11 protein-coding genes, 1 tRNA gene and 1 pseudogene are annotated in these 13,059 nt (G+C 43.0%); 5 read left to right on the forward strand and 8 right to left on the reverse strand.

The window, feature by feature from the left end; all coding sequences use genetic code 11:
• Window positions 1-981: 981 nt before the first annotated feature.
• The 4 genes from HOP08_17415 to HOP08_17430 form a co-directional block, all read right to left on the reverse strand.
• Window positions 982-1,182 (reverse strand): hypothetical protein, encoded by a 201-nt coding sequence (locus tag HOP08_17415; GenBank protein ID NOT76710.1) that lies wholly within the window; start codon window positions 1,180-1,182, stop codon window positions 982-984.
• Entirely contained in the window at window positions 1,179-1,970 is a 792-nt protein-coding gene (locus HOP08_17420; protein NOT76711.1) for a hypothetical protein, read from the reverse strand. The genes HOP08_17415 and HOP08_17420 overlap by 4 nt, the downstream gene beginning before the upstream one ends.
• Window positions 1,967-2,572, reverse strand: coding sequence for a hypothetical protein (locus tag HOP08_17425; protein NOT76712.1), 606 nt, complete (start codon window positions 2,570-2,572; stop codon window positions 1,967-1,969). The genes HOP08_17420 and HOP08_17425 overlap by 4 nt, the downstream gene beginning before the upstream one ends.
• Window positions 2,573-2,716: 144 nt before the next feature.
• Window positions 2,717-2,788: transfer RNA gene (locus tag HOP08_17430), tRNA-Glu, on the reverse strand.
• Between the two features lie 148 nt (window positions 2,789-2,936).
• On the opposite strand from HOP08_17430, the gene gap reads away from it, so the two are divergent.
• The 5 genes and pseudogenes from gap (at window position 2,937) to HOP08_17455 (ending at window position 6,732) form a co-directional block, all read left to right on the forward strand.
• Window positions 2,937-3,935 (forward strand): type I glyceraldehyde-3-phosphate dehydrogenase, encoded by a 999-nt coding sequence (gap, locus tag HOP08_17435; protein ID NOT76713.1) that lies wholly within the window; start codon window positions 2,937-2,939, stop codon window positions 3,933-3,935.
• 391 nt (window positions 3,936-4,326) lie between these two features.
• Window positions 4,327-4,626: a hypothetical protein gene (locus HOP08_17440; protein NOT76714.1), complete on the forward strand. Its 300-nt coding sequence runs from the start codon at window positions 4,327-4,329 to the stop codon at window positions 4,624-4,626.
• 199 nt (window positions 4,627-4,825) lie between these two features.
• On the forward strand, window positions 4,826-5,137 hold the full coding sequence (locus tag HOP08_17445; protein NOT76715.1) for a hypothetical protein: 312 nt from the start codon (window positions 4,826-4,828) through the stop codon (window positions 5,135-5,137).
• An 85-nt stretch (window positions 5,138-5,222) separates the two neighbouring features.
• On the forward strand, window positions 5,223-6,407 hold the full coding sequence (locus HOP08_17450; GenBank protein ID NOT76716.1) for an aspartate aminotransferase family protein: 1,185 nt from the start codon (window positions 5,223-5,225) through the stop codon (window positions 6,405-6,407).
• 127 nt (window positions 6,408-6,534) lie between these two features.
• Window positions 6,535-6,732 (forward strand): annotated as a pseudogene (locus HOP08_17455) (DUF4172 domain-containing protein).
• Between the two features lie 14 nt (window positions 6,733-6,746).
• Here the strand turns inward: HOP08_17455 and hslV are convergent.
• From hslV to HOP08_17475, 4 genes are all read right to left on the reverse strand, one after another.
• Entirely contained in the window at window positions 6,747-7,277 is a 531-nt protein-coding gene (gene hslV / locus HOP08_17460) for an ATP-dependent protease subunit HslV (protein NOT76717.1), read from the reverse strand.
• A 46-nt stretch (window positions 7,278-7,323) separates the two neighbouring features.
• Window positions 7,324-8,964 carry a pyruvate dehydrogenase complex dihydrolipoamide acetyltransferase gene (locus HOP08_17465; protein ID NOT76718.1) on the reverse strand — a complete coding sequence of 547 codons (1,641 nt, stop codon included), beginning with the start codon at window positions 8,962-8,964 and terminating at the stop codon, window positions 7,324-7,326.
• 83 nt (window positions 8,965-9,047) lie between these two features.
• The gene (locus HOP08_17470) at window positions 9,048-12,044 is read right to left on the reverse strand and encodes a hypothetical protein (GenBank protein ID NOT76719.1); all 2,997 of its coding nucleotides are present in this window, start codon (window positions 12,042-12,044) and stop codon (window positions 9,048-9,050) included.
• Between the two features lie 97 nt (window positions 12,045-12,141).
• Window positions 12,142-13,056 carry a DUF4249 domain-containing protein gene (locus tag HOP08_17475; protein NOT76720.1) on the reverse strand — a complete coding sequence of 305 codons (915 nt, stop codon included), beginning with the start codon at window positions 13,054-13,056 and terminating at the stop codon, window positions 12,142-12,144.
• Window positions 13,057-13,059 lie beyond the last annotated feature (3 nt).

The following is a 13,059-nucleotide window of genomic DNA, read 5'->3' on the forward strand; positions in this document are numbered from 1 at the left end:
TCCTGCTTTCTGCATTTTGTGAGTTGTCTCACAAACTCTTTTAGTAATTGTGTTTCACTCATCTTTGGATTGTTAGCATACACATCTTTGTGAATAGATTCTACTTTTGTTGACTTCTTCATAACTTAATTAAGTTTTAATTTATCCTTTAAACCATAAATGCAACCGTATAGGATTTTCCTATTTGGTTGCATTCAAATTACTATACGTAAATTTCTATTGAAGGTTATATACAATTTGAAACAATAATTATATCACATATAAAAATTATTTAAGCTTTCCCATTTAACCATTGCTTGAATTCTTGGGCAAATACTTTTGAAGACCAGAATAGAATCATATTCAATCAGAATTCAAAAGCAGAGTATAATAAGCGAATAGAAAGAGTTTTAGGTCAAATAGAAAAATGCCTGTTCATAAAATAACTGTTGATGCAGCCTCAACTTCTACTTATGAACAGCAAATATTAAAAACTGAATTTAACACAATAACCTTTCCCTGTTAATAAGTCTTACATTAATTCAATTATATACTTTTAATAAAGACTTTAATCTTCATGCTAGAAAATTAAAAAATGGTGAAGTAATTCCATTGAACGATGTAACCACTAGTTCCTATTTGGATATTGCCCGTTGGCTTTCATTTTACACATCATCAACTTTTGTAGGGTATTTTGAATATGTGTGCGAATTGAAAATCTGATTATAGAGATTAATAATTCGAGATTGATGATCCGGATAAAATTCAATTAAAATTATATATAAGAACAGAAATGATTGGGGAAAACATGGAGTATATTGAACACATCGAAAAGCACAAGGCAACTGGATACTTTTCACCAATACCAGATTTGATGAATGCGGGGACGGGAGTAAATTGTGTGTTTTTACTTTTGCAGGACACCGAGTTCAAAAATTACGCGGTTTAAAGCTGTTCTCTAAATAAAAATCTGAATGACTGTCCAGATTGTTCCTACTGCACCTAAAACACTCCAGCAATTTTGAGAACAGTAAACAACTGGGTTTCTTCAAATGCTTCCCACATCCTGGTTAAGGGTGGCTTAGGCTCCTGAGGACGAGAGTAATTATTAGGAAGGTTTTGATAATCGAAGATTGATGTTGGGCTTTTCTCTTCATAATCATCAATGGGTGCACGACCTCTAAATACTTGTTTCTTTTTCATTGGTTTCGTACTTCTGCTTTCCTTGTCGATTTCATTTTCTTTCTATGAAAATACAAATTAACAGAGTTTTGAAAATAATAAACGTCATCCCAATAATTGAAAACTGAATCTTCTTCATTAGGAGAAATACCTTCATGAACAAATTTGTTTCGTATTTCAAATACTTCCTGCAATGATTTCCTCCATTGTGGTCGATATTTCTTTAAAGTAGTTTTTGCTTTATTCTTGGATTTTCCCCCAATCACAAATTCAACATTCTCAATTTCATCCAAAATATTTTTCCCACCCATCAATTTCGAAAATACATCCACTATTTTTTCGAGACTTTGAAAGGAAGTTTTATGAAAGATGATAAACGGCCTTGTTACTTTATTTTTGCTAAATAGTTCAAAAGCATCATTAATAGTTATTTTTTGATCCATCAAAGCATCATATCCCTTTTCATCCCAATCATCTCTTTCTACAATTAAAGTCTTGAGATAGACTTCCATTGCAGTACTCATATTAACGAAGAAATTTGCACGTGCTACCTTTTGGGCATCAGAAGCAAATAGGGGTTTACCTTTATCCGAAATTGTTACAGCACCAATTAATAAATCTGCAGCCGCTAAAAAGAATTCGAAAAAATTATCATCTGCATCAATAATTCTTCCTTCCTTTTTGTCCTTTTTGAATTGCGCAAATCTTGTTTGCAATTTTTTTACATCGAAGACCATAAAGACTGGGGTAATGAATATTAAATTTAGCCTTGAAGTTGCGTTTGCAAAAAATCTTACAAAACTTTTCACCAACGAAATCTGTATGTAAGGGTGGTGTTGATTAAACTTCTTAATTCGCCAACACTTTCTAAGTTTTTTTTGAGGCCGATAACAGAATTATCCCAAAGACCTTGCTGATAGCCACAAAAATCATCTTCTAGTCCATGTTTTTCTTTATGAGCTAAATGGAGAGGACTAATCCTATGAGTATTCCATAATTCAAAATACTCAGAAGCAAACGTTGAAGGTCGCTTTTCCTTCAAAAAACCAATCGTCTTGTAGATAAGAATTATGTTTGGAAGTCTCTTTTTATAGATTCTAAAAAGATCTTCTTTACTCATTGCATCATAAACATCAGGGTAAAAAGCCTCGAAAGCTAACTGCAATTTATTTTTAAATCCTATCGCAAAGGCATTTTCAAAATCTATAATCATTTGTTTAGCCTCAATTTCATACTTATCAAGTTCATCCATCTGATGCTGTAGATCGGTATCAATAAGGTCTTTCTTAGTCTTCAAATCATATCGGTGCTTTATGTAACTAAAAACAACAGTTACAAAAGCACCAATTAGTGCACCTAAGAAAGCAGATTCAAAATTGAAATTTGGGGATACTTCTGGAGGTTGGGGCATTGTTTACTAAAGATAACACATAAAAAAAGACCAGCTTATGACTGGTCTTTTCATTTCCCAAAATTTCCGAATCGATTTGTGAGTACACAATTGAATACCTAAATTCAATTATTCCTTTCAAATCATGCCATTTCTAGCATTTTGTAGTCTGTACGGGAATCGAACCCGTGTTACCAGAATGAAAATCTGGTGTCCTAACCCCTAGACGAACAGACCGTCTTTTTTAAGAGCCGCAAAGATAGAAGCATCCCGCTATTTGACAAAAATGGTTCATTCTTTTTTCGGCCCCGGGGAACATAATCGGTTGGTTTTACCTTAATACTGATATATTTTTACGCCTCGGAAAATTTAACCCAGTAAACACATGACAAAGATTGGTATTAACGGATTTGGTCGCATCGGCCGCCTGGCATTTCGCGCAGCAGTCGATCGCAAAGACATTGAAATTGTCGGTATCAACGATATCGTAGATCCGGAATACATGGCCTATATGCTGAAATATGATTCTACTCATGGCCGTTTCAGCGGTACGGTGGAAGCAAAAGATGGTCAGCTGATCGTCAACGGAAAGAAAATCCGTGTTACAGCAGAAAAAGACCCTTCCAACCTCAAATGGGGAGATGTAGGTGCCGAAATCATTGTAGAGTCTACCGGACTTTTCCTCACCAAAGCGGATGCCCAAAAGCACATCACCGCCGGAGCAAAAAAAGTAGTAATGTCTGCCCCTGCAAAGGATGACACCCCTACGTTTGTCATGGGTGTAAACAACAAGAGCTTAAAAGCTGAACATACCATCGTTTCAAATGCCTCATGCACAACGAACTGCCTTGCTCCTCTTGCCAAGGTTCTTAACGACAAGTTTGGTATCGTTGAAGGTTTGATGAGCACAGTTCATGCCGTAACAGCAACACAAAAGACTGTCGATGGTCCTTCAGCAAAAGACTGGAGAGGTGGCCGCGGCGGATATCAGAATATTATTCCTTCTTCCACAGGTGCTGCCAAAGCCGTTGCTCTGGTAATCCCGGAATTGAAAGGAAAGCTTACCGGTATGTCATTCCGCGTTCCGGTTGCTGACGTATCTGTTGTGGATTTGACAGTTCGTCTTGCAAAGCCTGCATCATATGACGCCATCAAGGCTGCCATGAAGGAAGCCGCTGACGGCGACCTAAAAGGCATCATGGGATATACTGAAGACGAAGTAGTTTCTACCGATTTCATCGGAGACGCACGCACCTGTATTTTCGACGCAAAGGCTGGTATCGCACTGAACGACAGCTTTGTAAAAGTCGTAGCATGGTATGATAACGAGTGGGGATATTCCAACAAACTGATTGACCTGGTTCAGGCATTGGCAAAGTTGTAATCACTTCCCTTATACAATAGAGAACGGTGTCCCAAAAAGACACCGTTTTTTTTGGGTCTGATTCCCTTAAAAAGGTATTCCAGATCTCCCTTCCGGCAGTTTGGGGATTCACCCCTTTTGCGAGTCCATGTAAGGTTCTGATTGCCGCCACATCTCCCCGAAGCCGAAATCTGGGGTATTATCCCCGTGTCTACCCCTTTGCAGAATACTCCTGAATCAGCTTTATTCTGTTATAAATCAGTCAGTTATGATGAATTGAGAATGTTTCTATTTCACTCCCTTCTGACTTTGCCGGTTAGTTTACGGATGTAGGATTTGGGCCGCTTTTGGAGAATTTCTTACGGCTGCCTGCCGCACCTTTGAACCATTGATAAACGAAACGAGGGGGATTATGTCAAGCACATCACACATCAATGTTCGTCACAGACTTACCCAGATCATTGTTCTGGTAGTCGTGATCCTGGCTACTATGTTATTTTCACAGGTAGCCAAAGCACAAGGTTCGATGCGTTACGACAAAGCGAAGTATCGCATCCAGGTACACAAGGATTCCAACAAGACGTGCAGCATTCTCAAGAAGAAGAGAAACTCACAGGCGAAGCATCCGATGATGGCCTCCGCGAGACGTTCATCAAAGAGTAGAGCAGTCCTTGCAGAAACAGAAAACCCAGGGGTAGCTTCTTCCAATTGATCACAAATAGGGGTGTTTAGTGATAGCCTCCGCAGTTCCTGTGGGGGCATTTTTTTTGCCTGCTTCAGATGAAAGATAGCCTGATCTTTAATCCCTGACCTTTCATCTTCTTATTTACTGATGTAGTGTTTCTCCCGCTTTTAGACAATTTCTCTCTCACTACAAGTGCACCTTTGATTCAACATAAAACAACAAGCACATGGCACACCAACTTTCCACCGTCAATTTCCGCCAGAGAGTAACTCAATTATTGGTATTGGTTATCCTCATCATCGCTTGCATTTTGTTCTCATTGCCGGCAGATGCTCAACGTGCGAATCGTAAAGCAAAGAGCAAAAACCATGTGTCGCTTTTCAAAAGCAAGTCTGATAAAGCATGCTACCTCCTCTATAAGAAAAGAACTTCCAACCCTAAGCGTTCCCTGTTTGCTTCTGCTCCACGCCGTGCGAAATACAAGCCAATGGCAGAGACAGATCAACCAGGAAGATTCACGACCGCTTCAGTTGAATAGATAAAGAAAGTGTTTTGGTGAAAAGCCTCTGTGGGAAACCGCAGAGGTTTTTCTTTTGTATGCTATTTCTGCGAATCTTTGCAGGATGAATTTCGATCCCGAAGTCTTCTACCACAACATAGCGCAGACCTCTCCCCTGGCCTTTGGCATAGCAATCGATCATGCCGAGGGTATCTATCTCTATTCGCCTGATGGAAAGCGCTACATGGATATGATCTCAGGGATCTCCGTCAGCAATGTCGGGCATCGTCATCCAAAGGTGGTAAAGGCCATCAAGGACCAGGTGGACAAGCATCTTCATGTTATGGTCTATGGAGAATATATTCAGTCCACCCCTAACCTCCTCGCTGCAAAGCTTGCGAGTCTGCTGCCCAAATCCCTGAACTGTTCCTACTTCGTCAACTCGGGAACAGAAGCCAACGAAGGTGCCCTTAAGCTTGCCAAGCGCTGGACCGGTCGAATGGAGATCATTTCTTTTAACAAGTCGTATCATGGAAGCACGCATGGTTCGCTCAGCGTTTCCGGAAACGAAAAGAAGAAGAATGCATTCCGGCCTCTCCTTCCGGAAGTTCGCTTTATAGATTTTAACATTTCAGAACAGCTATCCCAGATCACTGATCAGACCGCCTGCGTGATCGTCGAAACGATTCAAGGGGATGCTGGTGTGCGAATCACTGCAAAGGAATACATGCTCGCACTCAGGAAACGATGTGATGAAACGGGAGCATTACTGATCCTTGATGAGATCCAGTGCGGCATGGGTCGCACGGGTAAGCTATTTGCCTTTGAACACTATGGCATCACGCCCGACATCCTCACCATTGCGAAGGCTTTTGGCGGTGGATTACCCATTGGTGCTTTCATTTCATCGGAAGAGAAAATGAAAGCTTTTACCTTCGATCCAATGCTGGGGCACATCACCACCTTTGGAGGAAATCCGGTATGCTGTGCCTCTGCTTTGGCAACCCTCGAAGTCATTGAAGAGGAAAAGCTTCTCAGTCAGGTAGAAGCTAAAGGCAAAAGAATTGAATCCAGGCTTCAACATCCAAAGGTAAAAGAGATCAGAAGGATCGGACTGATGTTCGCCATCGACTTTGATTCAGAGGAACGCGTGAACAGAATTGTGGAATACGCCAAGCAGCATGGCGTTATCTGCTATTGGTTCTTATCCCATCCCTACAGTTTCAGAATTGCACCTCCACTTACGATAACAGATCAGGAGATCGATGAGGCATGTGGGGTGATCAGGAGAGCGATTGAGAAGAGTTAAGAGAAGGTTGAATCAGAAGTTCTTTCCTCCCAATTGCTATTCACCTTGCGTAGATTAACGAGCCTATTCAACGCAAATTCTGCGTAGAATATCGTCAAAACAGTAGTCTATGGATAGAATAAGCACACGACAGAAATTGATGCTGAATAAACTGCTGGATCATTTTGAAGGAGCCTTGACTTCATCGAAATGGGCCAAGTTGACAAAGTCCTCCCACGATACTGCATTGCGTGATCTTCAGGATCTTGTAACTAAAAATGTTTTAATGAAAGATCCTGCCGGCGGAAGAAGCACCAACTATGTGTTGAACTTCCAGTCTCATTGATTGAATAGTAATGCCTATCCTATCTTCTCAACAATCAGATTATGATTTGTATAGATGCAGATGTCTGCTGCGATGTGAAGGCTTTCACGAACCATTTCTTCTGCTGTCAGATGCGGAGCAAACTTCTTCAAAGCCAACGCCGCAGATTGTGCATACATTGATCCTGAACCGATTGCTGCTACCTGCTGGTCTGGCTCAATCACATCTCCGGTACCAGAGATCATCAATATCTCATCCTTGTTGATCGTGATCAGCATTGCCTCCAGACGACGAAGGATGCGATCCATCCGCCAGTCTTTCGCAAGCTCAATGGCAGCACGTTTCATATTGCCACCATAGGCATTGAGCTTCTCATCAAAACGATCCAGCAGCGTGAAAGCATCGGCCGTAGAGCCGGCAAAACCCACCAGTATCTTCCCGTCCTGAAGCTTACGGATCTTCTTTACATTGCTCTTCGCAACGGTATTACCCAGAGTAGCCTGACCATCACCACCGATAGCAACTTGTCCATTGTGTTGAACAGCCAGAATGGTTGTGGCATGTATGGTGTTGGATTCCTGACTCAAGATTTCGGAGTGATTATTTTAGAAACTAAATAAGAATTCTGACCGGGTCTTCGAGCAGGCCTTTCAGCGTTTTAAGGAATGCAGAGCCCACTGCTCCGTCCACTGCACGGTGGTCGCATGACATCGTTACCTTCATCACGCTTCCCGGCACCAGCTGACCGTTCTTCACGATCGCTGTTTCTTTAATACCTCCGACTGCGAGGATACATGCATCCGGTGGATTGATGATTGCGGTAAATTCTTCGATACCAAACATTCCAAGATTGGAAATGGTAAATGTGCTACCCTCCCAGTCACTTGGCTGAAGCTTTTTATCGTGAGCTTTCTTGGCAAGGTCTTTAACTTCTACTGCGATATGGGATAATGATTTATTGTCGGCAAAGCGAATGACAGGAACCAGTAATCCATCCTGAACAGCTACTGCCACCCCGATATGGATATGATGATTCTTTCTCATTTTGTCTCCCAGCCAGCTGACATTCACGTCAGGATGCTGACGAAGGGCGGCAGCGACTGCCTTGATCACCATGTCATTGAAAGATATCTTAACAGGAGCAATTTCATTGATACTCTTGCGGGCTTCGATGGCCTTGTCCATATTGATCTCCATCGTGAGATAGAAATGCGGAGCGCTGAACTTACTTTCTGCAAGTCTTCTGGCGATAGTTTTGCGCATCTGGGACACAGGAACTTCTTCAAAGCCTTCCTGTCCTACTACCGATGGTAAAACCACAGGAGCTGAAGTTTTTGATCCACCGGATGCTGGTGCAGCACCTGGCTTGAAGTTTTCAACATCACGTTTGGTAATACGTCCATGTTCTCCGGACCCCTGAACTTTTGCGATATCATAACCAAGATCCTTTGCCATTTTCTTGGCCAAAGGAGATGCCTTGAGTCTTCCGTTGCTATGCGTGTCTTTGGTAGCTTCTGCAGATGCAGCACCATTAGAGGAAGAAGCAGGTTGAGCGGCAGCAGCTGTAGTTGTTGTTGCGGCTTTCGTACCTGAACCTTTTGACTGATGAGCTTTCAAAAGCGTCTGCCAGTCTGCGTTCTTTTCACCAATGATCGCCAGTACACCGTTAACGGCTACCGGTTCTTTTTCCTTTGCACCGATGTATAATAATGTACCAGTGTTGTAAGATTCATACTCCATGGTTGCCTTATCTGTCTCGATCTCAGCGAGAAGCTCGCCGGACTTGACAGCATCACCAACCTTTTTATGCCATGATGCGATGACTCCTTCTGCCATGGTATCGCTCATCTTGGGCATCAAAACGATCTCTGCCTTGATTCCTGTTGTATCAATATTTTCTGCAGGTGCGGCGGCCACTGCGGTAGCGGTCTCTGCCTTAGGTGCTGCTGATGCTCCTTCCGCTTTTGCTGCTGGTTGAGCGGCTGTGCCTGATAACAATGCTGAATAATCTTCTCCCTGCTTGCCGACGATTGCCAGCACTCCGTTGATCTGCACGGGCTGACCTTCCTTTGCACCGAGGTAGAGTACGGTGCCGCTGTTGAACGATTCGTAATCCATCGTCGCCTTGTCAGTCTCAATTTCTGCCATTAGTTCCCCCGACTTCACTGAATCTCCCACCTTCTTATGCCACTTCGCGATCACCCCTTCGGTCATCGTATCGCTCATTTTCGGCATGCGGATAATTTCTGCCATGTTTCTTATTTAAAAATGGATATAAAGTCAAAAATAGGCGTAACGAGGCGATTTTCAAGCACCTGCCATCACTTTAAGGAAATCTAAAAATTAAAGGTTCCGACGAGGATTTCATATCTCGTCACCCGGGGATCCAGTCCGTAGCTATACCGGAAACCGATATTGAACTGTGGCAAAAAGCGAAGGACGTTGATGTCAAATTTCACTTCGCCTCCAACGCTGGTATAGCTTCTGGAAACGGCGTCATTATTTCCGAATTTACTTCGTCCATATCCATAGTCAAGAAAGCCGGTGGCTCGCACACGCTGAATATTCAGCAACGGTCCAATAGCAATATCCGGATACCAGACAGGCATGGTATAGTTGACCGACATGCTGTAGAAATCCTGGAATCTTGCAACCGACTGGCCCCTAGGCAAGGGTATCTGGTTTCTGAAATAGTAATCAGAATTGTCGATGATGCCTTTTCCATTGCGATCCAGGGCAAGGGGATTAAGCTCATTTCTCTGAAATGCCCAGTAGCCCCATATTGAATGATGCTTGAAGAAGCCCGGGAAATAAAGCTGCGTTGTGAAAGATGCCTGAGATCCAGTAAAGTCGCCGCCAAAAGGTGTGTTATAGAATCCGAGATTGAAAGTCTGCCCCCATCGGCTGTTGATATCTCTACGACTTTGCTTCATCAGCCTGTAAGCTGACAACGTAAAGTGATTATAGATCAGGTTACCATTTCCGATGTAACTGTAAAACTGATATGCACCGAGCACAGCTCCGTTGATGGTGACCGCCGGAATAACACGAGTATCATTGATCGAGTTGCTGAATTCTGTGACGTTGGTATATCCCACAGAGTTGCCCAGCGTAACATTTCCAAAATATTTGGATGAGGTAGTAGTCAATGGAATTCTGAAACCGCCTTCAACATTTTTTTCCTTCCAGGTGAATTTTACGTTTCTGTCTACAAAAGAAGTATCAGTTCCGTTGATGACCCAGGTCTCTGCAGTGCCTTCATCAACAGAGCGCGTCGATTGGGAAACTGAGAGATCAAGAATGGGAAACTTTCCCTGATAACTGACTCCCGCCTTCCATGTTCCGGTGCGTTCATTAAGATCAAAAATATAACCTGCGTCGATGCGTGTGGTACTCAGGATATCCTGCGAAAGGATGCCAAGGCGAATGTTGGTCAATGAATTTAAAAAGTAAGGTCCCCAGCTATGAGGATTGATCATACCGGAAGCACGATGATAGCGCTTTGATTCAAACTTTGTCTGTGTTATAGATTTGAAGAGGTCGGGGCGTCCTTCCTGATCCACCAGATGCTGATAGGAATTAGGTGCAGGTTGTGTGGCTTCTACTTTTTTCCACGATGCAGGATCGAAAGGAATTTTTACTACATCAAGCCCATTGCGGGTCTGATCATTATAATAGATTGTTTTGCCGTCTTTGGAAACAAATGGATTGTAGGCTCCATACTTGCTGGCAGTGATCTGGAATTTTTCCTGAGTGTCCGGATTAATGGCATAGATGTTATCAATCCCACTTAAAGGAGAGTTGAACAAGATATAGTTTCCAAACGCAATCGGATATCCAACATTTTCCTGTGAGAAAGGAATAAGATCTGAGGAGCTTCCGTCTTCTATTTTAAATCTGGTGATGGTCTTTCCATTTGTATTGGCACGCAAAGCGATGATGGATTTACCATCGGGAGTCCATCGGGGCATGGAAAGAAGATCATTGGTGGGATTTGCAAACTCTTTCAATACTTTACCACTATAGTAATCCAACACCACGATGGTGATCTTATACTCTTCCGTTGTCTGCACCGTTGCCACCTGGTATCCATCCGGTGAGAGAGCGGCAGAAGAATATCGTGAGTGATCTGAAATAACATTCGCATCCTTATCACCAAAGTCATATCCCTTTATGACAGAATAAGTATGAACACTCCAGCGTGGGTCATAGCGAAACTCATTCCATACGACTCTTTGATTGGCAGCAGAGAGCATTCCTGAGGCATTGATCTGACCCTGAACATATTTTTTCAGTTCATTGCCATTCGCGTCAAGCTTTACCAACTGATCAATATCCCCGATACCGGATTTTGTCACCAGAATGGTTCCGTCATCCAGCAACTGCGGGAAAGAATAATCTGTATAAGCTTCCGATTTTCTTTTATTAACTGATTCAAACGCGGTTGGCTGGAACGCATTAATCGCTGCTTCATATTCTTTCTTCCGTTGCTGCGCCATTTCCAGGTACAGATCCTTGACATACGAACCCGTCTCCTTCTTTAATGAGTTGGAAAAAGCAAAGGGTATAAAGGGAACATCCCAGGAGCGACCCACCACCTTTTCCCAGATGAGTGGATCATTTGTTTTCTTACGGAGATATGAAACCATATTATATCCCAGGACATAATGGTCTGGAATTGCATTCTTGTAAGATCTCAGATACTGCTTGTGATAGTTAAAGGTCCGCCCCTCCATGATGTTGGTCTTGAAAAGCAGGTCGAAGTTTGGAATGCGACCTCTCCCACTGGGTGTAAAGGCAGTCTCAGTAGCAACGGCATCACCTTCCCAAAACCATTGAGGGACGGCAGCGAAAGCCATACCCGCGGTTGCCTGTTGTCCGAAGACAAAATACAGCAACTTGTTAAAGCCGGTGATACTTCGCTGGAACTGAACCATGTGACGGTACTCATGAGAAGAGAGTAAGTTGAGCCAGTCATTTGTTCCCGCAAAATTATAATTCTGAGAAGGCATCGTATAGAACTCTGAACGCTTAGGTGCAAAGGTTACGAAGCCATTGGATACAGAAGAGTTGCTCTGCAAGATGATAGACATCTTTTTAGGCAGCGTGCCCATTGACTTTGCTTCAGGCTCCCGTATGGTCTCAAGATTATTGGCAACACGCTGAGCCTGATCTTCAAAACCTTTTGGATAGAGAACTCTGAAGTTGGGTGTATTGATCTGATACCATTTTATGCCAGGCACATTGGTATCCTGAGTGGCAGACTCCTGGGCAGCGGAATGGAAATAAAGTAAGCTGAGAACTATGAAGATTCCACCCCGACGTAAAGACATGAAAGGCTTTGTTTAGAAGGTGAAAACTACACCTTCAAACGCAAAATAAAAACCTGGACTCAGCTAAATCCACAGGCCTGGGTGAGGGTCGGGTGGATTATTTTTTCTTATATCTTTTTCCAGCAGAAGAAACCGCAGAGACATTGAAGAATCCGAGTGCTTTGCTTCCGTTGGCATTGGTGTTCGTGATATTGGTCGACACATTTGCCAAAGGTGTTGAGAACAATTCCTGAAAGCCCCCCGGCCTGTCGGTTTGGATAGCGACCTGGTTGAGATAATTAAATGCACTGAGTGTAACGGAGTGTATCTGGACATTCAGTGAATCACCTGAAACAATTGGAGAAACATTGCGGCCATCGGCATCCTCATCACGTGAATTAATTCCTCTGCGGATCGGTGTGATGAATACAACACCATCTGCTACTCCTCCACCGGAGAATCCTGCATCATAGGCAACATTGATTTCGGATGGCTTTGTAAGATAAACTCCATTTTTATAAGTGCGTATCCAATATGTATCTCCGCTTCCCTCCGGATCTGTTGCCCAGAATTGCCCTCTTGTTAATGAATCTGTTGAGCCTGTTCTTTTTTCAGTATCATAGGTAAGGCTGTCAATGACCGGCACCCGACCCATTGCAGAGGATGCTTCAAAGATTTCTCCGTTCACTTTGATGGAGAGAGAATACTTGTTGCCAACGGTTCCAAAAACTTCATTGACGGGAGGTGTCCATCGGTAATAGCCGGCATTGCTACCATCTTCAACGAATGTGAATACTTTTCCTTTGTCATCAGTTACGGTAACATCCGCACCAGATACTCCCGGAGGATTTGTGCTTTCAAAATAAGGTTGGGACTGGGTGAGGATGATCACCTGACTTCCTGGTTTGTTGTTGAGCCACGCGTCCACTACCAGTAACGGAGCAGCACTCTCAAGAGCAGGATTGATCTTGTCCTCACATGAGAGAAGCAGTAATGAGAAAAATAAAATGATATAGTTTTTAGTAAATCTCATCGC

The sequence above is a fragment of the Cyclobacteriaceae bacterium genome (assembly GCA_013141055.1).
Taxonomy (GTDB): Bacteria; Bacteroidota; Bacteroidia; order Cytophagales; family Cyclobacteriaceae; genus ELB16-189.